Consider the following 21,515-nt stretch of genomic DNA (forward strand, 5'->3'; position numbering starts at 1 on the left):
CTTAGTTTAATAATCTTAACTTAAAAAAACTGATATGTCATTTTATTCATGGTTTGTATTCTTCTTAGTAATTCAAGTAGTTCATTTTATAGGAACATGGAAATTATATGAGGCAGCTGGAAGAAAAAAATGGGAAGCTGCAATCCCTATTTACAATGCCATTGTATTAATGAAAATTATCAGTCGACCAACTTGGTGGACATTATTACTTTTTATTCCGATTATCAACTTGATTATGTTCCCAATAGTTTGGGTTGAAACCCTACGAACTTTTGGAAAAAAATCTACATTAGATACCGTTCTCGGACTTGTTACTTTCGGTTTTTACATCTATTATGTAAACTATACTCAAAAATTAGAGTACAATGCAAACAGAAGTTTAAGACCCGAAAACAAAACCGCAGATACACTTAGCTCGCTTCTTTTTGCAATAATTGTTGCAACTATAGTTCATACCTATTTTATCCAGCCATTTACAATACCAAGTTCATCACTAGAAAAAACATTACTAGTTGGTGATTTTCTATTTGTAAGCAAGGTAAATTATGGCGCAAGAATACCAATGACAACAGTAGCCTTGCCTATGGTACATGACACTATTCCTGGGCTAAAAAAGAAATCATACTTATTTAATGATGATGTAAATCAAAAAAAGACTTCACTTTTAAACAAGCTTCAATTACCTTATCTAAGATTACCTGGTTTTGAAGAAATAAAACGCAATGATATTGTTGTTTTTAATCAGCCTGCTGATACCCTTTTGGACATGAATAATTTTTCGCCAGATAGAAATTATTACAAACCAATAGATAAAAAAACTAACCTAGTTAAAAGATGTGTTGGTGTTCCTGGAGATTCCCTAGAGATAAGAAACGGACTTGTCTTTATTAACGGAAAAGAAATGAAACAAACTGAAAGAGTAAGACTTCAGTTTTCTTATAACATCAAATTTAAGGTTAAGTTCTCTTCTTATGAAGAAATTTCAAATCTTTTAAGACAATATGATATTACCGATGATTTAGGTTACGATCCTAAAACTGAGACTTATTATGTACAAGCTACTCCAGAAGCAGCTAATAAGGCTAAAAGCAATCCTTATGTAGAGAGTCTTGAACTAAGAAAAGCAAACAAAGGAGATAGAGACCCTAAAATATTCCCTCACAACAAAGATTACAATTGGAACAATGATTTTTTTGGTCCAATTTATATTCCTCAAAAAGGAAAAACAATCAACATTAACCTAAAAGTTCTTCCTATTTACAAACGTCTAATATCAGAATACGAACGTAATGATTTAGAAGTAAAAGGAAATCAAATTTTTATTAACGGTAAAATTGCTACAACTTACACATTTAAACAAGATTACTACTGGATGATGGGTGATAATAGAGACAACTCTATCGATGCCAGATATTGGGGATTTGTACCTTTTGATCACGTAATTGGGAAACCTGTATTTATATGGATGAGCTGGGATACTCACGGCAAAGGACTAAATAAAGTTCGTTGGGATAGAGTTTTCTCAACTGTAGATGGAGAAGGGCAACCACAATCATACTTTAAACATTTCTTATTTCTCTTGGCAGCCTACTTTATTGGCGAATATTTCTGGAGAAAAAGAAAAGAGAAAAAAGCATAACACGTTTATTCGTTGAACTGTTTAATCCTTTACTTGTGCTTTCAACAAGTAAGCGATTAAACAATCAAACAAAAATAGCACATGAATTCATTATTACTCCCAACCTACTTTCCTTCAATTAGTCATTGTGCTGTAATGGCGCAATCTGAAAGTATTACGTTTGAGATAGAAGATAATTTCCAGAAACAAACCAACAGGAACCGTACGTATATTTATAGCCCAAATGGACTACAATTATTAAACATCCCTGTTAAGCACTCTAAAAATGCACATCAGAAAACCAAAGAGATTCAGGTAGAAAGTGAATTTGACTGGCAAAAACAACATTTTAAATCGCTGGAAGCCGCTTATAGAAGTTCTCCTTTTTTCGAATTTTTTGAAGATGATATACGTCCATTTTTCGATAAGAAACATCAATTCTTAATGGATTTGAATTTTGAAGCTTTAGATATCGTTTCTAAATGCCTACGAATGAAATTAGAGTACACTAAGACCTCAGAATACTTTCATGAGGTTGATGCTAGCATTTCGGATTTTAGAGTCTTAGCTAACGGAAAAAAAGATACTAATGCATTCGAAACCTACACGCAAGTCTTTGATGACAAACATGGCTTTATAAATAACCTAAGTGTATTGGATTTGCTTTTTAATGAAGGGAAATATGCTATGGACTATTTAAAGAATCAAAAGCTGCTATAATTCATTTATTATTCCATCGAAAGAGTAGCCAAAATAGGAAAATGGTCAGAGTTTTCAAAATCTGAAAAGCTTTCAAATTTCTTAACTTTCATCTTACTATCGGCAAAAATATAATCGATTCTTGCAGGATAGTAGCGGAACTTATAAGTAGCTCCAAATCCTACTCCAGCTTCTTCAAAACTATCTTTTAGTTTTCCTTTTATATTACGATATACGTATGAAAAAGGGCTATTATTCATATCCCCACAGATTATAAGTGGATATGTGCATTCTTTTTTATTTTCTCTAAATATCTCAGCTTGTTCTTGCTGCTGCTTAAATGCTTTACTAATTCTGGAAAGAATAAGTTGCGACTTTTCCTGATTCATCACATCGATATTATCAGAAATCTCATTTACATCGGGCGAAATCTTAATTGACTGCAGGTGCATATTATAAACCCTAATAATGTCTTTACCACGCTTTATATCAGCATAAATTACATTATTATTAGAATTAGGAAAAACAATATTACCCTGATATAATATAGGAAACTTAGAAAAAATTGCCTGACCTGTTTTAATCTTATTTCCTTCCATAAATATATACCGATGCGGATAAACCTTTAAATCGATATTAGCAGAATTTGAGAACTCCTGAATACATAAAATATCCGGATTTTTTTCGTTTATAAACGTTTCTATATCAAGCGGAACATCTTCCCTGTCTATCCATTTAAATACATTAAACAAACGTACGTTATAACTCATTACTGTAAAATCCTTACTACTCTCAACATATTCTTTAGTCGAAAATTTATAGAATTTATTTATAAAAGTAATCCCCATCAAGAGCACTAATCCTGATAAAATCATTCGTTTTTTAAACTGAATTGCCCAATAGAAAAAGAACAATCCATTGAACACAAAAAACAACGGCATAAACAAAGTAAATACCGACAAAAGAGGGAAAATTTTGGGTGCTAAAAATGGCAAAACATAAGCGCTAAATGTCAATACAGTGAGCACTATATTCAGAAAAAACATTATCTTATTAAACCATGAAAGGTTTTTCATTTTCTTTTAATTAATGATTTTACTTTCCCGCTTTAAACAAAAATTCTTTTTCTTCTTTTGTCAAACAATCGTAACCCGACTGACTAATTTTATCTAAGATTTCATCAATTTGTTGTTGCGTTTTGTCTTTGGTAACAATTTTAGAAGTTGTAGTTCTTTGCGTTGGTTTATTGTTGTAATTTTTATGCACTTTCTTAAAAGGCGTAGATGGTGATTTCTTAAATAAATTAGTAAAGAAATCCAAAACACGAGTAACAATCTTACTCAAATCTACTCCACTTTGCAATAGTTTTATAAACAGAAATCCGAAAACAGCACCTGCAAGATGAGAGATATGCCCTCCCATATTACCAGATTTAAACTGCATAAGATCCAAAACCAAAATAACAAGGGTAATATGCCATAACTTAACACTACCGATAAGTAACAAACGAACTGGCATTAATGGCTGATATGTAGTCGTAGCAACCAAAATCGCCATAATTGCAGCCGAAGCTCCAACTACTGAAGCACTAAGATTTAAAAAATAAAAGCTAAGCGCAAATGCTACTCCAGCAAAAATTGCACTTAATATATATAAACCTAAATACTGCTTTTCGGTAAAAAAAGTCAAGAACAAAGAACTTGCAAAATTTAAAACCAACATATTAAATAACAAATGCAGAAATCCATCATGAAAAAAAGCATAGGTTAAAAATGTCCACGGTTTAAACAAGAAATCAGATGGTTCTGATGATAATGCTAACCAACTTGGTAAAGCAAATTGTCCTGTTGAAAATTGATAAAAAAACACCAATGAAATTAAAAAACAAGCAATATTCCAATAGATTACTCGCTGAGCAATTCCGCCCATTTTATATTGCAACTTTAAATCGTCTAAAATATTCATATGTGTTTTTTGTGTTTAAAATTTAGATAATAAAGCTAAAAAATTAATTCCAACGATTATTATTAAACTGCGTCTTTTTCCAATACCACATCATTAAATATCCTACGAGCGCTCCACCAACGTGAGCAAAATGAGCAATTCCTGTACCACCACCACCAAACAATGAATTTCCTTGGAAACCTAAAAACAAATCGACAGCAATAATTCCTGGTACAAAATACTTCGCTTTTATAGGCACCGGAATAAACATAAGAGCCAACTCAGCATTAGGAAACATGAAAGCAAAAGCTACCAAAAGTCCATAAATTGCTCCAGAAGCTCCAACCATAGGGGTCTGATTAATTATAGATGCATCAAATAAACTTTTAAAACTAACCTCGTTTAATAGATTAATTTTTCCAGCTTCAGCTAAAATTGGCTTAATACCATCCATAAACAAATCTCCTCGGTAACTTGTTCCATCAGTAAAATTAACATTCATTATATGGTGCAATGAAGCATCTGATAAACCTAAACTAGACGCTCCTTCTAAAGCACTCTGTATTTCATAATAATTAAAACCTAATTGTAGTAAAGCAGCACCTAATCCGCATGAAATATAAAAGAATATAAACTTTTTACCTCCCCAAAAATGTTCTAATGCCGAACCAAAAGAAACTAATGCAAACATATTAAATGCAATATGCATAAATCCTCCATGCATAAACATATGCGTGATAGGCTGCCAAAGTTTAAAATGGTAGTTCTCTGGAAAGTATAATGAAAAGTATTCATAAGAAACCGGCACTAATTGTGAGCCAAGGAAAAAGATAATATTAATTATCAATAATTGTTTTACAACAGGAGTCATGTTCATCATAATGCAAATTTTTTATCTATATCTTCCACACGCATGGTGATGAAAGTTGGTTTTTGAAATGGAGAAATATTTGGATCTTTACAAGCAAAGAGTCCATTTACCAAATTATCTTGTTCTTTTTCTGTTAAGTATGTTCCTGTTTTCACAGCCATACTCTTTGCCATCGATTTGGCAATGGTATCATTTTGCGAAAAGCTACTTTCTGGAATTCCATCTTGTAAGTCGCTTAACAATTGTTCTATAACCAGCGAAACTTCACTTTCTGTACTGTTTATTGGTATTCCCGAAATAACAATATGTTCTTCGGTTGTAGATTCAAAAACGAAACCAGTATTTACAAGCGATAATTGCAATTCTCTTATAATTTCCATATCCGTAGAGGAATAAAACAAATTAAGAGGGAACAACAATTGCTGGCTTGAAGCCTGATTAACCGTCATATTATGTAAAAATTGCTCGTATAAAATACGCTGATGAGCTCGTTGCTGATCAACAATCACCATTCCGGATTTTATAGGCGAAACAATATATTTTTTATGTATTTGATATGTTTTATGAACCGTTTGCTCAATTTCATCATCATTAAATAAAGACGAAGTTACTTCTTCATTCTCAAAAGACATCATCCCTACTTCTTCCGTATCCTGCTTTAAACCTACATACAAACTTTCCCAACTAGCTGTTGGCTCAGGTTTTTTATAACTAGAATAAGAGTTAGAACCTGATGAACTGGCACCAGAACTATAACTAGATCCTGAACTATAACTAGACCCAGAATTTGTATTTGCATAATGTTTATTTGGTGTATCATCAGCAAATGGGTTAAAGTTACTATTAACCTGAATCGTTGGAGTTTCTCCTTCTAAATCTTTATAATGATAAGGCGTATCAAGATTAGCATCACGATCAAAATCTAAAACAGGCGCCACATTAAATTGTCCTAAACTATGCTTTATAGACGCTCTTAAAATTGCATATAAAGCCTGTTCATCATCAAACTTAATTTCTGTTTTTGTAGGATGAATATTGATATCGATTGTATTTGGCGGCACAGACAAATACAAGAAATAACTTGGTTGCGCACCATCTTTTAAAATTCCATCATAAGCAGCCATAACTGCATGATGCAAATAGCTACTTTTAATAAAACGATCATTAACAAAGAAAAACTGTTCTCCCCTGCTCTTTTTAGCAAACTCAGGTTTACTAACAAATCCTTTTATAGCAACTATTTCTGTCTCTTCATTTACCGGAACCAACTTTTCATTGGTTTTACCAGCAAAAATTCCAACAATACGTTGTCTAAAACTAGAAGGAGGTAAATTATACATCTCACTTCCGTTATGATAAAAAGTAAAATGAATATTGGCATGCGCCAAAGCTACACGCTGAAACTCATCCATAACATGGCGAAATTCAACTATATCCGACTTTAAAAAGTTTCTACGGGCAGGAATATTAAAAAATAAGTTTTTAACCGCAAATGAAGTCCCTTTAGGCAAAACGGCTACTTCTTGCGAAACAAATTTACTTCCTTCAATAATAATGTGTGTTCCTAACTCTTCCTGATCCTGTTTAGTCTTCATTTCCATATGAGCAATCGCAGCGATAGAAGCTAGTGCTTCTCCACGAAATCCTTTAGTATGCAATGAAAACAAATCTTCGGCTTGGCGAATTTTAGAAGTCGCATGACGCTCAAAACACAAACGCGAATCGGTAACACTCATTCCAGAACCATTATCGATTACTTGTACCAATGACTTTCCTGCATCTTTGATGATTAATTTAATATCCGTTGCTTTAGCATCAACTGCATTTTCTAAAAGCTCTTTCACCACCGAAGCAGGTCTTTGAACGACTTCTCCAGCAGCAATTTGATTGGCAACGTGATCAGGAAGTAATTGTATAATACTCGACATTAAGAAAAAATAGATTAAAGGTTAAGGTTTAAAGTTTCAAAACCAAGAAGCACAAATTTAATGAATTTTAGCTGGTTTTTTTGACTTGAGGACTCATAAAAAAAACAAAAAACCTATACTATTTTTACACAGTATAGGTTTAAGTATTCTTACAAATGTGTTTTTATTTTTCTAGTTCCAATGGTTTGTCTTCTATTTGAAGCGCACCAGCTGATAACAACTGTTGGTTTTGAAACTGATTTAAAGAAGCTTGCTGACGGATGTATGCCATTTTTATTGCAGCAATAGCAGCCTCGGTACCTTTGTTACCGTGAATACCACCACTTCTATCAATAGACTGTTGCATATTATTATCTGTTAACACACAGAAAATAACTGGAATATCAGTTTGAACATTCAAATCTTTAATTCCTTGAGTTACACCTTCGCATACAAAATCAAAATGCTTTGTTTGTCCCTGGATTACACATCCAATTACAATTACAGCATCAACATTTTGAGTTTGTAACATTTTTTTTGCTCCATATATCAACTCAAAACTCCCAGGAACATTCCATCGGATAATTTGTTGTGCAGGAACTTGATTTTCAATAAGTGTTTCAAAAGCGCCATTATAAAGCCCTTCAGTTATAGTGTCATTCCACTCAGAAACAACAATCCCAAATCGAAAATCTTTCGCATTTGGGACTGTGTTTTTATCGTAATCGGATAAATTTTTATTTTCGGTAGCCATCTTTATATTTAAGATTTTAAAATTTGAGATTGTAAGTTACGAATCTAAAATTAAAAAAAGGAAATCTAACTATTAATTATTGTGCTAAACCTATCAAAACATCAACAGAAGCTGCTTCTGGAGTTGCCTCGAAGTTCTCTTTAACATTTGTAAAATACTTAAGAGCATCTGCTTTTTGACCTAAAGCCAAAGCAGTTTTACCAGCTTTTAGTAAGAAACGTGGCGTAGTAAAATCATTTTTATTTAATTCAGCAGCTTTTACATAATAGTCTAAAGCTTCTTTTTGTTGATTTTTTTGAGAATAAGCATCACCAATTGCTCCTTTAGCTAAAGCTCCTAAAATTAAATCTTTAGAGCTAAATTTACCTAAGTAAGAAATTGCCTCGTCATATTTACCAATGTTTAAGTATGCAACACCAGCATAATAGTTTGCTAAATTTCCAGCATCTGTTCCTGAATACTCATCAGCGATTTTTACAAATCCAAATTTACCTTCAGAACCATTTAATGATAGTTTATACAAAGAATCACTAGCTACACCATTAGTTGCTTTTTCAAAGTTTTGTTGAGCAACAAACATTTCATTAGCAGCTTCATCTTGTTTAGGAGCAGTAATAAATTTTTGGTAAGCCAAATAACCTACAGTTCCCAGAGCAATTGCAGCAACTAATCCAATAATGATTTTCTGGTTTCTAGCAACCCAATCCTCTGTCTTAGAAGCAGTTTCATCTAATTTAGAAAAAACTCCAGCAGTAGTACTGTTTTTTCCATCAAGAATTACTTGTTGTTCTTCATTGACAACTTCATCTTTAACTTCCTTTTCTTTAGGTGCTTTATATCCTCTTTTATTGTAAGTAGCCATTTAAAATTAATTTAGTGAACGGCAAAAATAAAATTTTTATTGAAACTTACATGAAAAAAATCAATTTTATATTTATTTTTAAAAAAAATCCTTCAAAAATGGACTTTTATACGCCGTAAAATCAAAAAAAAACACACTCAACGTCCCAAAAAACGGTTTATATCGATATTTTTCAATAATTTGCACACGCTTAAAAATTGTCATCTAAAAACAATAAAAAGCTTTATTTCAGCAACTTACAAATGTATCTAAAAAAGATTTCTTTATTCAACTATAAAAACTTTTCCGAAGCCAATTTCGAATTTGACAAAAAAATAAATTGTTTTGTTGGAAAAAACGGTATTGGAAAAACCAATGTACTCGATGCTATTTATCATTTAGCCTACGGAAAAAGCTATTTTAATCCTTTGGCAGTGCAAAACATCAAGCACGGAGAAGAGTTTTTTGTAATAGATGCCGAGATAGAAAAAAATGAACGAAACGAACAAATAGTTTGTAGTTTAAAAAAAGGACAGAAAAAAATCCTAAAAAGAAACGGCAAAGCCTACGATAAATTCTCAGACCATATTGGTTTTATTCCTTTAGTAATAATTTCTCCTGCCGACAGGGACTTAATTGTAGAAGGAAGTGAAACTCGTCGTAAATTTATGGACACCGTGATTTCGCAACTAGACTCCCATTATCTGCAACAACTTATTCAATACCAAAAAGTAATTAGCCAGCGTAACGCGCTACTTAAATATTTTGCATTGAATCATGTTTTCGACAACGACACCTTATCTATATATAATGAACAATTGGATAGCTACGGAAAAACCATTTTCGATAAAAGAAAACAATTCATCGAAGCTTTTATTCCAATTTTCAATACACATCATCAGGCGATAACTGGCTCCGAAGAAACTGTTCAGTTAGTCTACGAAAGTCATTTGTTCGAAAAAGACCTATTAACTCTTTTACGAGAAAACATTAATAAAGATCGCGCCTTGCATTATACAAGCGTCGGAATACATAAGGATGATTTGTCTTTTGAAATCGACCATCATCCTATTAAAAAATTCGGATCACAAGGACAGCAAAAATCTTTCTTGATCGCACTAAAACTGGCTCAATTTGAATTCTTAAAAAAACAAAGCGGCGTAAAGCCCCTGCTCCTTTTTGATGATATCTTTGATAAATTAGACGAAAGTCGGGTTGCCAAAATTATCGAGATGGTAAATAAAGATACTTTCGGGCAACTTTTTATTTCAGACACGCATCCTGAACGAACTGAAACTATCGTAAAATCGACACATCAGACTTATAAAATATTTAATTTATGATTTTGTGCTGTTTCCAAAATTAAAAAAACCCTTAAATTAGCCTACACATTTAAATTCAAGATTATGAAATTCCCACAAGCATTCCTTATTATAATTACATTCGTACTAGCATCTTGCAACGGACAATCTAGCAAAAATGTATCAGTTATTGAGCCAGCCGCTTTCGCAGAAAAGATAAAAACTACTGAAAACCCTCAGATTTTAGACGTAAGAACTCCTGATGAATTTGCATCTGAACATATTGATAATGCAGTAAACGTAAACTGGAACGGCGATGATTTTGCTACAAAAGCGGCAACCTACGATAAATCTAAACCTGTTTTTGTTTATTGTTTAAGCGGTGGAAGAAGTAAAAAAGCATCTCAAAAATTACAAGAATTAGGTTTTACAACTATATATGAGCTTGATGGCGGAATCATGAAATGGAACGCCGAAGGACATTCTAAACCAAGTACCAAAGCTACAGGAATGACAAGCGACGAATATGCTGCTTTATTAAATACTGATAAAAAAGTCCTGATTGATTTTTATGCTGAATGGTGTGGTCCTTGCAAACAAATGACTCCGTACCTTACGAAGATGCAAAAAGAATTAGCCGATAAAGTGGTTATTATTCGTATCGACGTTGACCAAAATAAAACCTTGGTAAAAGACATGAAAATCGACCAACTTCCTACTCTATTATTATATGAGAACAAAGAAGTAAAATGGAAAAACACAGGATTTATCAGTGAAGCCGATTTAAAAAAACAACTATAATAAAACTAAAAATATGCTTACCAAAGAAAGTTTACAATTTTTAGATGATTTAAAAACCAACAATAATAGAGATTGGTTTTTGGAAAATAAAAAACGTTATGAAATCTTCAAAAAAGATTATCACCAACTAGTTGCCGATTTCCTGGACGCCATGAAACCTATGGATCCTTCATTAGAGTTATTGGAAGTTAAGAATTGTACATTCCGAATTAATCGTGATATCCGTTTCTCTAAAGACAAATCTCCTTATAAAGCGCATCTTGGCGTTTGGCTTTCTACTGGTGTAAAAGGACAAAACCGTGCGGGATATTATGTACACATCGAGAAAGGCGCTAGTTTTATAGCCGGAGGTTTTTATTCGCCAGAAGCAGAAGATTTAAAAAAAGTACGTAAAGAAATTGCATTCTTCCATGATGATTTAGAAGCCATCATTGCCGATAAAAATTTCAAGAAAGAATTCGGAAGTCTAGACGTAACCGAAACTAATTCGCTTAAAAACCCACCACGCGGATACGAGAAAGATCATCCTGCAATTGAGTTTTTAAAATTAAAAAGTTTTACTGCTACGCAAAAATACGACATCAAAGAAGTTACTCAGAAAGATTTTGTTGCTAAAATGAGTCAGAAACTTATTGCGTTAAAACCATTAAATGAATTCATTAATCGTGCTTTAACGACTGACGAATTTTAAAAAATCAGATATTTTTTGCCACAGATAAAAAGCCCCCCCCTTTTTCTGTGGCAAAAAAACAAAAGACAAATCACTGAATGAAAAAAAGAAAAATACTTTTTCTTGGCGAATCCTACCGAGCCGATGCTATTACATGGATTAAAGGCTTGAAAGAATTTGGTGATTTTGACATTTGTACTTGGGAACTCAAAACTCCAAACAACACTAAACTTAATCGTTTCAAACGAATCGCCGAATATCTCTTTGCTCCTTTCACGATAAAAAAAATCATTCGATTAGAAAAACCAGATATGGTTATTGCCGAAAGAACGACCAGTTATGGTTTTCTTGCCGCGATATCAGGCGCAAAAACAATTGCAATTGCGCAACAAGGCCGAACCGATTTATGGCCTGAAGGTTCTCTATTATTACCCCTTAAAAAAATCATTCAGAAACACGCATTCAAAAAAGCGCATTTAATACATGCTTGGGGACCAGTTATGACAATCTCTATGAAAGCTATAGGCGTTGACATGAATAAAGTTTTGGTCATACCAAAAGGAATAGATTTATCACTTTTTGAAGCATCCGAAAACAAATCAAATAGAATTGATGCAATCGTAACACGCTCCTTGCAACCCGAATACAGACACGATTGTATCCTGAAAGCTTTTGCAATTTTAGACAAACAAAACATTGACTTCTGTTTAACAATTGTTGGCAACGGAACCAGATTAGAATATCTTAAAAACCTAGCTATAGAATTAGGCATTCAAAACAAAGTAATCTTTACTGGAAGAATCCCAAATACCGAACTTCCTAAACTATTACAACAAGCTAATTTTTATATTAGCATGCCAAGTACCGAAGGGGTTTCTGCCTCATTATTCGAAGCTATGGCGTGTAATTGTTACCCTGTTGTATCTGATATCCCTGGAAATCAAAGCTGGATAAATCATCGTGAAAACGGACAATTAATCCCAATTGATGATTATACAAATCTTGCCGAAGAACTAATCTGGTCATATAAAAATCCTGATTCACGAAATAAAGCGATTATACAAAACAGGAAGTTTGTAGAGGGAAATGCAAACTATAAAATCAACATGAAGATTATTGCCGATAAATATCATGAGTTACTAGATTCTCGAAAGTAATTAATTAGAAAGACTATTTCAAAACAAAAAAAATAACCGCAGAGAACGCAATGTTTTACGCAAAGTTCGCAAAGCTGGATCAACACCTAGCTTTGCGAACTTTGTGTTTTCTATACAAAGTGAGATAAAAATATTTGCGCACTTTCCGGTAAAAAATCTTATTTTATTCAACGCGTAACATTTCTTCAATCCCAACGTCATACTGTTTTATGGAATAGTTTAATTTAATTCTTAAATAAATATGAATAACAGAAGAAACTGGCTGAAACAAATAGGATTAGGCACAATAGGATTAGGCTTTTGCCAATTTGATGGATTTGCAAATACTTCATCAGATTATATCTTACCCAATTTAGATAACTCTCCTATACTATTAAGATCAAATGAAAATCCTTACGGCCCTTCTCCGCTTGCTCGTGCCGCAATGACAAAAAGCGTAAACAGCAGTAATAGATATAACTGGAAGCTTTGGTCAGAATTAATTTCCCTTATTGCAAAAAAGAATAACGTTTCAGATAACAATATTTTATTAGGTGCAGGTTCGACCGAAATTTTAGATTTAGTCCTTCAATACGCAGCTTTAAACAAAGGTAATTTTATAATTGCTGGAACTACATTCGATTACTGGATAGCTCCTTCTGATAAATTAGGCTTAAAAAAAATCACCATTCCATTAACTGATGACAAAAAACATGATTTAACAGCGATGTTAAAAGCTATTGATTCAGACACAAAAATGGTCTACATCTGCAATCCCAACAATCCGACGGGGACAATTTGTGACAGAGAAAAATTGGTATCCTTTATTAACGAAGCAACCAAAAAAACAATGGTTTTTGTAGACGAGGCTTATATCAATTTTACTACAGAACAATCATTAAGCAGCCTTGTTACTGAAAACAAAAACCTGATAATAACCAAGACTTTTTCAAAACTTTACGGATTAGCTGGTGCTCGTATCGGCTATGCAATTGCACATTCTGCCATTATTGAGCAATTAGGCAATTTAAAATCATCAACAAATATGTCAGTTAGCGTTATCTCAGCTTCTGCTGCCATAGCATCTCTAAATGATGAGAATTTTACTAAACAAGTATATTCCTCAAACGAAGAAGCAAAAAAATATACTATTGATCAGCTTACTCAATTAAATATAACTTGTATTCCGTCCTATTCAAATTTTATTTATTTCTCTTTAGCCAATTATAAAAAAGATTATTTCAAGCAATTAGAAGATCATAATATATTAGGAACGAAAATTTATGAAGAAAATGGAAAATGGACGAGAATCACAATAGGCACCATGAAAGAGATGCAACAATTTATTGAAGCTTTAAAATAAATCTTTATCAAAAAAAGCTATCTAAAGCTTTTGCAAGATATTATAACATCAATTTATTTTTTAACGAATTTAATCGTCTGTTATTTTATAGAAACTCAACTCAAAATAGATTAAAATCCTTACTTTTGAGCTCTCGATTAATTCTACAAAAAAGTTTCGCATTTATGGAAATTCTATCTCAATTTTCTTTAAAAAATCATAATACTTTTGGCATTGAAGCCAAAGCAAAACAATTTATTGCCGTACATTCAATTGATGAATTGAGAAAGGTTTTAGAAGAAAATAAAAACCAAGCAAAATTTATTTTAGGTGGCGGAAGTAATATGCTTTTAACTAAAGATATTGATGCCTTGGTAATTCATATTGATTTAAAAGGAAAAAAGATAGTTGACGAAAATGATGATTTTGTTTGGGTTGAAAGTCAAGCTGGAGAAACATGGCATGATTTTGTGCTCTGGACAATCGAGCAAGATTTTGGCGGATTAGAAAACATGTCGCTTATTCCTGGTAATGTAGGAACTACTCCTGTACAAAACATTGGCGCTTATGGAACTGAAATAAAAGATACATTTGTTTCTTGCCAGGCAATGAATATCGAAACTCAGGAAATAAAAACTTTTACTCATGCGGAATGTAATTTCGGATATCGCGAAAGCATTTTTAAACACGAAGTAAAAGATCAATATATTATTACGTCTGTAACTTACAAACTAACGAAGCGCAATCATAAAATCAACACTTCGTACGGAGATATTACTGCCGAACTAGCCAAAAACAACATTACAAACCCTAACTTAAAAGACGTTAGTAATGCTGTAATTGCGATTAGACAAAGTAAATTACCAGACCCAAAAGAACTAGGAAATAGCGGAAGCTTCTTTAAAAATCCTATTCTATTAAAATCAGACTTCGAAAAGATACATCAGAAATTCCCAGAAATGAAATATTATGATGTTTCCGAAACTGAAGTTAAAGTTCCTGCTGGCTGGCTTATAGAGCAAGCTGGTTTTAAAGGAAAACGTTTTGGTGATGCCGGAATTCACAAAAATCAAGCTTTGGTTTTGGTTAATTACGGAAATGCTACTGGACAAGAAATTCTGGCAATCTCTAAAGACATCCAAAAAACAGTTTTCGAAAAATTCGGAATACATATAGAAGCCGAAGTAAATGTAATCTAAATCTAAAAATATGAGTATAACTCTATCTATCAAAACAATAAACCCTGATAACAAAAATGTAGCTCCTATTATTAATGAGTTATGCATGAACCTTCAGGAACGTTTTGGCAGCGACGGGAAAAACTCATTTACAGATTGGAACAATAACAACCCCAAATATTTATTTATTGCCGCCGAACTCGATAACGAAATCGTAGGTTGTGGCGCAATACGACCTATTACAGAAACTACAGGCGAAGTAAAACGGATGTATGCTAAATATCCGCGAAAGAGAATCGGTCAATCTATTTTATCTTTCTTAGAAACGAAAGCTAAAGAGATTGGTTACGATGAATTAATCCTGGAAACTCGGGTTAAAAATCTGGAAGCAACACAATTCTATCAAAAATCAGGTTATAAAACCATTCCAAACTACGGCAAATATGTAAATAACTCCGAAGCAATTTGTTTTGGAAAAAACTTAATATAATATGCACACACCAAGTATATTCAAAAATGAAGATCCTGAAGCAATTAGAGCTTTTCTTAAAGAAAACAGCTTCGGTATATTAATCAATCAGACGAATGGAAAATTGTGGGCAACACATATTCCGCTAGAAATAGAAACCAATGCCGATGGCAAAGAAATATTGTGTGGTCACATCTCTAAACTAAATCCGCAAGGAGAAGGCTTTACACAAAATGATCAGATTCTAGCTGTTTTTTCTGGTCCGCATAGTTACATTTCGTCTTCATGGTATGATCATGAAAATGTACCTACCTGGAACTATATTGCAGTACATATCTATGGTAGAATAAAAATTGTAAATCACGAAGCTGCTGTCGAATCGCTAAAAAAATTAGTAGACAAATATGAAGCTAATTCAGAAAAACCTATTCGAGTAGAAGATTTATCTGCAAAAACAATGCGACAAGCACACGGAATAATCGCTTTCGAGATTGAAATAGATGAAATTCAGGCTACTAAAAAAATGTCTCAAAACAGAGACGATGTTAATTACAAAAACATAATCACAGCCTTAGAAAAAACAGAAAACCCTCAGTCTATTGCGGTTGCAAAAGAAATGGAAAAATGCAGAAAGTAATTACAAATTAAGGGTTGAAAATCGGGAATTCATAATTACATTTGCACTCGCAAGATTTAAAATTAAAAGACATTAAAATCAGATGCTTACAATTATTTTATACTTTTTTATTGCTATCGTTGTTGTACAACTTTCTTACTATCTGGGTATATTTAGTAAATTTTCTTTTGCTAAAACACAGAATATCACTCCAAAAAGAATTCCAATTTCAGTTATTGTCTGTGCAAAAAACGAAGCCGAAAATGCAGTTAAGTATATCCCGCTTTTAATAGAGCAAGATTATCCTGATTTTGAAATTGTTTTAATAGACGATGCTTCTAGTGATGAAACTTTAGAAATTTTTGAACTTTTCGAAAGCCAATACCCAAATTTAGTACGTTTAGTTAAAGTAAAAAATAACGAAGCCTTTTGGGGAAATAAAAAGTATGCTCTAACTTTAGGGATTAAAGCTGCCAAAAAAGAGTACCTATTATTTACTGATGCTGATTGTTATCCTACTTCTAAAAACTGGATTACTGCAATGAGTTCACAGTTTACAATGAACAAAACAATCGTTTTAGGATATGGCGCTTACGAAAGAATAGAAAAATCATTCCTAAATAAAATCATTCGTTACGAAACCTTACTTACTGCCCTACAATATTTTTCTTGGGCAAAAGCAGGTCACCCATATATGGGAGTTGGTCGTAATCTAGCCTACAAAAAAGAAGAGTTTTTTAATGTAAACGGATTCATCGGACATATTCAGGTTCGTTCTGGCGATGATGATTTATTTATTAATGAAGCTGCAAATAGCAACAACACAACTCTATCATACTCTCCTGAGAGTTTTACTTATTCTAAACCTAAGGAAACTTATAGAGACTGGTTTATTCAAAAAAGAAGACATATAGCTACAGCTAATTATTATAAGTTTTTTGATAAAATTCAATTGGGTGTTTTTTATAGCTCACAATTATTATTCTTTATACTTGCCATTATTTTGCTTGCATTTCAATTTCAATGGATAATTGTATTAAGCTTATTCTTGGTACGTTATATTGCTGCGTGGCTTGTTGTAGGTTTCTCAGCAGGAAAATTAAAAGAAAATGATTTAAAATTTTGGTTTCCTATCGTAGAAATTGTGCTTATATTCACTCAAATTAATATCTTTATAACTAATATCTTTTCAAAACCAGTACATTGGAAATAAATTCTAAAATAGAGAAAGCAAAAAATGGAGATCAAATTGCCTTCACTTTTTTGTTGGACCATTATTGGAACGAAGTTTATGGCTTCATGCTTAAACGCACCGAAAACGAAACCATTGCTGAAGATATTACCATCGAAACTTTCTCTAAAGCTTTTGATAAAATAAAAACGTACAATTCCGAATTTCAATTCAACACATGGCTTATTGCTATTGCAAAGAATGTACATATCGATTTATTACGTAAAAAGAGAACCAATCTTTTTATAGAAATCACCGATCAGGAAAACCAACAAGCTTATAATATTGCCGACACTACTCCGTCGGTAGAGGATGAATTAATCACTGAACAAAATTTATCCCGATTATTACATTGCATAAAAGAATTAAAGCCACATTATCAGGAAGTAATTCAGCTACGCTATTTTCAGGAAATGAGTTACCAAGAAATTGCACTCAAAATAAACGAGCCTTTAAGCAATGTAAAAATAAAATTACTTCGCGCTAAAAAATTATTAGCAGAAGTGATTAAAAACAAAAGATAATTTATTATCTTTAAGCAAAGGATAAAACATCTACATCTTTATTCTTAAATAAATAAAAATCCCGCATACCAAAGTTCTTATTATTAACGTTATTAGGTAAAACAATTTTTGCTTATGATTTAACCACTACTTAACCTTAAAAAACCGTGAATTATGTCAACATCAAGCATCTACGAAAACAAATGGATTGACCTTGTATTCGAAAACAGAAACAAAGAGTATGGCGCGTACCAGTTACGCCAAGAAAGTTCAAAAAACTCAATTAAGGCACTTTTCATGGGATTGTTTTTTACCACAGCCATTGTGTGCGCTTCAATGTTTATTACTAAACTGAGCAAAGTCGATGTAATAACCACTATCCCCGAAAGTTTGCCGACAATTGTACAAGTCAGTAAGGTTCACATTAATGAGAAATCGGCAGAAATGCCTGCTGTAAAATCTCAACCTGTTGAAACTGCTATTGAAAAAAGCCAACTTGTAAACCCTACAATTGTAGAAGCAAGCCAAGTTACACAAGAAGTAGCAAAGGCTACCGAGAACGTTGTGGCAGTAAAAGCAACAGGTGGCGAAAGTAACGGAATACTAACAAATGCCATACAAAGTGGAGGTGGCGGACCAGAAGTTGTAACAGCACCAACTATTAACGAACCTACACCTATTGGTTCTCTAGACAAATTGCCAGAATTCCCTGGAGGGATGAATAAGTTTTATACTTATGTAGGTAACAATTTTAATCGTCCGGAATTAGATAGCGAAAGAACGATTCGTATTTATGTATCATTTGTAATTGAGAGAGACGGAAGCATGACCGATATCCTTGTAAGAAATGATCCAGGATACGGCTTAGGCAAAGAAGCTATTAGAGTTTTAAAATCTTTAAGAACTAAATGGAGTCCAGGAATGGTTGATTCTAAACCAGTTCGTACTGCATACAACCTACCTATTACAATAAAAACAGAATAAAACAGAATAAATATAAATTAAAAAGCAGAATTTAGGTTCTGCTTTTTTTATGCCCTTTTATTTTAAAAAAGGAATTCTTATCTAATTATCTAAAGTAAGTTTTTTATAAAAAAATGTATCTTTACTGATGAAAATTACTTTTTTAAAATCATCAAAACAAACAATAAATTATGGGAATATTTTCGGCAATACTTGGTAATGCAGGCACAGTAAGTCAAGACGAATTAATTAAAAAATACGGTTTACTTTTAACCGATAATGAAGAAATAGAATTAGGCTTTAAACTTATTCGCGATACTTTTATTTTTACTACAAAACGATTAATTCTGGTTGACAAACAAGGATTAACTGGTAGTAAAACCGAATACAAATCGATTTCATACAAAAGTATCACAAGATTTAGTGTTGAAACTGCAGGAACTTTTGACCTTGACGCTGAATTAAAAATTTGGGTTTCGAGCGAATTGCATCCGAGTATTATTAAACAATTTAATAAATCGGTAAATGTATATGAAGTTCAAAAAGTATTAGCACACCACGTATTAAAATAAAAAAAAGCAGAACCTAGGTTCTGCTTTTTTATGTTCAATTCTAAAAATAGACTTAATTATTTTTTAGTCGTTTTTTTAACTGTTTTTTTAGTTGTCGTTTTCTTTGCAGCTACTGGCACAGTGTTAACAATTTTTTGCTGAACATATGGTTTGTATACTCCGTCTTTTTCAGCTCTTTTTTTAGCATTATCTGCTCTTTCCTTAGAATCAGGATGTGAACTCATCATTTTATCCAAGAAAGATCCTTCGGCACCTTCGCTCATTTTAGCAAGAATTCTAAATGCAGATTCTTCGGCATTTACATTATAGCCATTCTTTTTCATGAAGTTATAAGAAAACAAATCAGCCTCAGATTCCTGAGTTCTACTGTGTTTGCTATCAATCATCGCATTTCCAATTTTTACCAATTGCGTATCTGTAAGAGCAGAAATTTTTGCTGATTGTGAAGCTGCAGCATCAATTAAAGCTTCTTTTTTGTAAGCAGCTTTCATCGCATCTCTTGAATCGTGATTGGCAACGTGACCAATTTCATGCCCAATAACTGCAAGCAATTCGTTATCATCCATAATATCCATTAAACCAGAATATACACGAACGCTACCATCTGCAGTTGCAAAGGCATTTACTTCTTTTAGCATATACACTTTGTAGTTTAATGTATATCCATCTCCAGCAGTATGTTTTCCAAACAATCTGTTTAGTCTAATTGCATAACCATCTGTAGCTGGTGCAATTTGATTTTTAGCATCCATTTCTGCAACTGCTTCTTTTGATAAAGCTGCTGCATCGGCATCGCTAAACGTAAATCCTGCAACTCCTTTTTGAACAGCTCCTAAAGCTTTTTCTCCCAAATTTATTTGTGCATTGGCTTGTGTAAAACCAAAAGTTGCAAGCAAAACAACTAACGCTATCGATTTTCTTTTCATCTTTTTAATTATTAAATTAACTGTAGCAAATATACTACATCTTTAAAATACACGTATCTCGGAAACCAAATAATTTTAGAAGAAAAAAATATCTTATAATTTCAGAAATCCCGACCATTTATTGCGGTTTTAATCAAAAAACCTTTCATTCATCTTAATTTATTAATAATCCGTAAAAAAGAATTTAACAGTCATTTTGTTATCGTTTTATAAATTAAAGCATAAACAAATCTACAAATAAACAACAATGCTTATCTTTGTACTTTGAATAATGAATATGGAAAGCGTTATAGATAATAATTTACCAATTGGGAAACCAAAATGGTTGAAGGTAAAACTACCAATCGGACAAAAATATACTGAACTACGTGGTTTAGTAGATAAATATAGTTTAAATACAATTTGTACTTCTGGAAGCTGCCCAAATATGGGTGAATGCTGGGGAGAAGGAACAGCTACTTTTATGATCTTAGGTAACGTTTGTACACGTTCTTGTGGTTTTTGTGGTGTAAAAACCGGGAGACCTGAGACTGTAGATTGGGACGAACCAGAAAAAGTAGCACGTTCTATTAAAATCATGAATATCAAACACGCTGTTATAACAAGTGTAGATAGAGATGATTTAAAAGATGGTGGTTCGATTATTTGGAATGAAACCGTGAAAGCAATTCGACGTATGAATCCAAATACGACTTTAGAGACATTAATTCCTGATTTTCAAGGAATCGAAAGAAACATTGACAGAATTGTAGAAGCTAATCCAGAGGTTGTTTCTCATAACGTAGAAACTGTTCGTCGATTAACTCGTGAAGTACGTATACAAGCCAAATACGATCGTAGCTTAGAAGTTTTACGCTACCTAAAAGAAAAAGGAATCAACAGAACCAAGTCTGGAATCATGCTTGGACTAGGAGAAACCGAAGAGGAAGTATTTCAAACTATGACCGATTTGCGCAATGCAAATGTAGATGTAGTAACAATTGGTCAATATTTACAACCAAGTAAAAAACATTTACCTGTAAAAGAATTTATCACTCCAGATCAATTTGCCAGATATGAAAAATTCGGACTAGAACTAGGTTTTCGCCACGTCGAAAGCGGTCCGTTAGTGCGTTCTTCCTACAAAGCGCAAAAACATATTCTTTAGTTTTAAATGTTGAATATTTTATCTTA

At 32.7% G+C, this 21,515-nt stretch carries 22 protein-coding genes; 15 read left to right on the forward strand and 7 right to left on the reverse strand.

Features of this window, described 5'->3' with window-relative positions:
* Positions 1-34 precede the first annotated feature (34 nt).
* Together lepB and OA93_RS06655 are read left to right on the forward strand one after the other, a co-directional pair.
* A complete protein-coding gene (lepB, locus tag OA93_RS06650) occupies positions 35-1,639 on the forward strand; it encodes a signal peptidase I (protein WP_039112354.1) in 1,605 nt (534 codons plus the stop codon).
* Between the two features lie 81 nt (positions 1,640-1,720).
* Positions 1,721-2,338, forward strand: a complete 618-nt coding sequence (locus OA93_RS06655) for a WbqC family protein (protein WP_039112355.1) — start codon at positions 1,721-1,723, stop codon at positions 2,336-2,338.
* A gap of 8 nt (positions 2,339-2,346) precedes the next feature.
* Here the strand turns inward: OA93_RS06655 and OA93_RS06660 are convergent, their stop codons facing one another.
* The 6 genes from OA93_RS06660 to OA93_RS06685 all read right to left on the reverse strand — a co-directional run bounded on the left by OA93_RS06660 (position 2,347) and on the right by OA93_RS06685 (position 8,655).
* Positions 2,347-3,393 carry an endonuclease/exonuclease/phosphatase family protein gene (locus tag OA93_RS06660; protein ID WP_039112356.1) on the reverse strand — a complete coding sequence of 349 codons (1,047 nt, stop codon included), beginning with the start codon at positions 3,391-3,393 and terminating at the stop codon, positions 2,347-2,349.
* Between the two features lie 19 nt (positions 3,394-3,412).
* On the reverse strand, positions 3,413-4,282 hold the full coding sequence (locus OA93_RS06665; RefSeq protein ID WP_039112357.1) for a rhomboid family intramembrane serine protease: 870 nt from the start codon (positions 4,280-4,282) through the stop codon (positions 3,413-3,415).
* A 43-nt stretch (positions 4,283-4,325) separates the two neighbouring features.
* Positions 4,326-5,141, reverse strand: a complete 816-nt coding sequence (locus tag OA93_RS06670; RefSeq protein ID WP_082001785.1) for a rhomboid family intramembrane serine protease — start codon at positions 5,139-5,141, stop codon at positions 4,326-4,328.
* Positions 5,138-7,060 (reverse strand): DNA mismatch repair endonuclease MutL, encoded by a 1,923-nt coding sequence (mutL, locus tag OA93_RS06675; protein WP_039112358.1) that lies wholly within the window; start codon positions 7,058-7,060, stop codon positions 5,138-5,140. Before mutL ends, OA93_RS06670 begins: the two co-directional genes overlap by 4 nt.
* Positions 7,061-7,223: 163 nt before the next feature.
* On the reverse strand, positions 7,224-7,793 hold the full coding sequence (ribH, locus tag OA93_RS06680; RefSeq protein ID WP_039112359.1) for a 6,7-dimethyl-8-ribityllumazine synthase: 570 nt from the start codon (positions 7,791-7,793) through the stop codon (positions 7,224-7,226).
* A 76-nt stretch (positions 7,794-7,869) separates the two neighbouring features.
* Entirely contained in the window at positions 7,870-8,655 is a 786-nt protein-coding gene (locus OA93_RS06685; RefSeq protein ID WP_039112360.1) for a tetratricopeptide repeat protein, read from the reverse strand.
* A 242-nt stretch (positions 8,656-8,897) separates the two neighbouring features.
* On the opposite strand from OA93_RS06685, the gene OA93_RS06690 reads away from it, so the two are divergent.
* From OA93_RS06690 to OA93_RS06745, 12 genes are all read left to right on the forward strand, one after another.
* Positions 8,898-9,977 carry a DNA replication/repair protein RecF gene (locus tag OA93_RS06690; RefSeq protein ID WP_035627786.1) on the forward strand — a complete coding sequence of 360 codons (1,080 nt, stop codon included), beginning with the start codon at positions 8,898-8,900 and terminating at the stop codon, positions 9,975-9,977.
* Between the two features lie 63 nt (positions 9,978-10,040).
* Entirely contained in the window at positions 10,041-10,736 is a 696-nt protein-coding gene (locus OA93_RS06695) for a thioredoxin domain-containing protein (RefSeq protein WP_039112361.1), read from the forward strand.
* 13 nt (positions 10,737-10,749) lie between these two features.
* Positions 10,750-11,427: a DUF2461 domain-containing protein gene (locus OA93_RS06700; RefSeq protein ID WP_039112362.1), complete on the forward strand. Its 678-nt coding sequence runs from the start codon at positions 10,750-10,752 to the stop codon at positions 11,425-11,427.
* Positions 11,428-11,504: 77 nt separating this feature from the next.
* Entirely contained in the window at positions 11,505-12,563 is a 1,059-nt protein-coding gene (locus OA93_RS06705; RefSeq protein WP_039112363.1) for a glycosyltransferase, read from the forward strand.
* Positions 12,564-12,804: 241 nt separating this feature from the next.
* Positions 12,805-13,905 (forward strand): histidinol-phosphate transaminase, encoded by a 1,101-nt coding sequence (gene hisC / locus OA93_RS06710; RefSeq protein WP_039112364.1) that lies wholly within the window; start codon positions 12,805-12,807, stop codon positions 13,903-13,905.
* Positions 13,906-14,069: 164 nt separating this feature from the next.
* A complete protein-coding gene (murB, locus tag OA93_RS06715; RefSeq protein ID WP_039112365.1) occupies positions 14,070-15,083 on the forward strand; it encodes a UDP-N-acetylmuramate dehydrogenase in 1,014 nt (337 codons plus the stop codon).
* Positions 15,084-15,093: 10 nt separating this feature from the next.
* Entirely contained in the window at positions 15,094-15,552 is a 459-nt protein-coding gene (locus OA93_RS06720) for a GNAT family N-acetyltransferase (protein ID WP_052250009.1), read from the forward strand.
* A gap of 1 nt (position 15,553) precedes the next feature.
* A complete protein-coding gene (locus OA93_RS06725) occupies positions 15,554-16,168 on the forward strand; it encodes an FMN-binding negative transcriptional regulator (RefSeq protein ID WP_039112366.1) in 615 nt (204 codons plus the stop codon).
* Positions 16,169-16,250: 82 nt separating this feature from the next.
* The gene (locus tag OA93_RS06730; protein ID WP_039112367.1) at positions 16,251-17,360 is read left to right on the forward strand and encodes a glycosyltransferase; all 1,110 of its coding nucleotides are present in this window, start codon (positions 16,251-16,253) and stop codon (positions 17,358-17,360) included.
* Entirely contained in the window at positions 17,351-17,902 is a 552-nt protein-coding gene (locus OA93_RS06735) for a sigma-70 family RNA polymerase sigma factor (protein ID WP_039112368.1), read from the forward strand. Before OA93_RS06730 ends, OA93_RS06735 begins: the two co-directional genes overlap by 10 nt.
* A gap of 153 nt (positions 17,903-18,055) precedes the next feature.
* On the forward strand, positions 18,056-18,865 hold the full coding sequence (locus OA93_RS06740) for an energy transducer TonB (protein WP_039112369.1): 810 nt from the start codon (positions 18,056-18,058) through the stop codon (positions 18,863-18,865).
* A 170-nt stretch (positions 18,866-19,035) separates the two neighbouring features.
* Entirely contained in the window at positions 19,036-19,416 is a 381-nt protein-coding gene (locus OA93_RS06745; protein WP_039112370.1) for a PH domain-containing protein, read from the forward strand.
* Positions 19,417-19,472: 56 nt separating this feature from the next.
* On the opposite strand, the gene OA93_RS06750 is transcribed toward OA93_RS06745, so the two are convergent.
* Positions 19,473-20,342: a M48 family metalloprotease gene (locus tag OA93_RS06750; protein ID WP_039112371.1), complete on the reverse strand. Its 870-nt coding sequence runs from the start codon at positions 20,340-20,342 to the stop codon at positions 19,473-19,475.
* A gap of 277 nt (positions 20,343-20,619) precedes the next feature.
* On the opposite strand from OA93_RS06750, the gene lipA reads away from it, so the two are divergent.
* Positions 20,620-21,489 (forward strand): lipoyl synthase, encoded by an 870-nt coding sequence (gene lipA / locus OA93_RS06755; RefSeq protein WP_039112372.1) that lies wholly within the window; start codon positions 20,620-20,622, stop codon positions 21,487-21,489.
* The last annotated feature ends 26 nt before the right edge of the window (positions 21,490-21,515 follow it).

The organism is Flavobacterium sp. KMS (assembly GCF_000813005.1).
Lineage (GTDB): Bacteria > Bacteroidota > Bacteroidia > Flavobacteriales > Flavobacteriaceae > Flavobacterium.

Excerpts from the sequence above, each read along its gene's own strand:
- lepB (WP_039112354.1), top strand. The coding sequence starts at position 35 with ATGTCATTTTATTCATGGTTTGTATTCTTCTTAGTAATTCAAGTAGTT.
- OA93_RS06655 (WP_039112355.1), top strand. The coding sequence starts at position 1,721 with ATGAATTCATTATTACTCCCAACCTACTTTCCTTCAATTAGTCATTGT.
- OA93_RS06660 (WP_039112356.1), bottom strand. The coding sequence starts at position 3,393 with ATGAAAAACCTTTCATGGTTTAATAAGATAATGTTTTTTCTGAATATA.
- OA93_RS06665 (WP_039112357.1), bottom strand. The coding sequence starts at position 4,282 with ATGAATATTTTAGACGATTTAAAGTTGCAATATAAAATGGGCGGAATT.
- OA93_RS06670 (WP_082001785.1), bottom strand. The coding sequence starts at position 5,141 with ATGATGAACATGACTCCTGTTGTAAAACAATTATTGATAATTAATATT.
- mutL (WP_039112358.1), bottom strand. The coding sequence starts at position 7,060 with ATGTCGAGTATTATACAATTACTTCCTGATCACGTTGCCAATCAAATT.
- ribH (WP_039112359.1), bottom strand. The coding sequence starts at position 7,793 with ATGGCTACCGAAAATAAAAATTTATCCGATTACGATAAAAACACAGTC.
- OA93_RS06685 (WP_039112360.1), bottom strand. The coding sequence starts at position 8,655 with ATGGCTACTTACAATAAAAGAGGATATAAAGCACCTAAAGAAAAGGAA.
- OA93_RS06690 (WP_035627786.1), top strand. The coding sequence starts at position 8,898 with ATGTATCTAAAAAAGATTTCTTTATTCAACTATAAAAACTTTTCCGAA.
- OA93_RS06695 (WP_039112361.1), top strand. The coding sequence starts at position 10,041 with ATGAAATTCCCACAAGCATTCCTTATTATAATTACATTCGTACTAGCA.
- OA93_RS06700 (WP_039112362.1), top strand. The coding sequence starts at position 10,750 with ATGCTTACCAAAGAAAGTTTACAATTTTTAGATGATTTAAAAACCAAC.
- OA93_RS06705 (WP_039112363.1), top strand. The coding sequence starts at position 11,505 with ATGAAAAAAAGAAAAATACTTTTTCTTGGCGAATCCTACCGAGCCGAT.
- hisC (WP_039112364.1), top strand. The coding sequence starts at position 12,805 with ATGAATAACAGAAGAAACTGGCTGAAACAAATAGGATTAGGCACAATA.
- murB (WP_039112365.1), top strand. The coding sequence starts at position 14,070 with ATGGAAATTCTATCTCAATTTTCTTTAAAAAATCATAATACTTTTGGC.
- OA93_RS06720 (WP_052250009.1), top strand. The coding sequence starts at position 15,094 with ATGAGTATAACTCTATCTATCAAAACAATAAACCCTGATAACAAAAAT.
- OA93_RS06725 (WP_039112366.1), top strand. The coding sequence starts at position 15,554 with ATGCACACACCAAGTATATTCAAAAATGAAGATCCTGAAGCAATTAGA.
- OA93_RS06730 (WP_039112367.1), top strand. The coding sequence starts at position 16,251 with ATGCTTACAATTATTTTATACTTTTTTATTGCTATCGTTGTTGTACAA.
- OA93_RS06740 (WP_039112369.1), top strand. The coding sequence starts at position 18,056 with ATGTCAACATCAAGCATCTACGAAAACAAATGGATTGACCTTGTATTC.
- OA93_RS06745 (WP_039112370.1), top strand. The coding sequence starts at position 19,036 with ATGGGAATATTTTCGGCAATACTTGGTAATGCAGGCACAGTAAGTCAA.
- OA93_RS06750 (WP_039112371.1), bottom strand. The coding sequence starts at position 20,342 with ATGAAAAGAAAATCGATAGCGTTAGTTGTTTTGCTTGCAACTTTTGGT.
- lipA (WP_039112372.1), top strand. The coding sequence starts at position 20,620 with ATGGAAAGCGTTATAGATAATAATTTACCAATTGGGAAACCAAAATGG.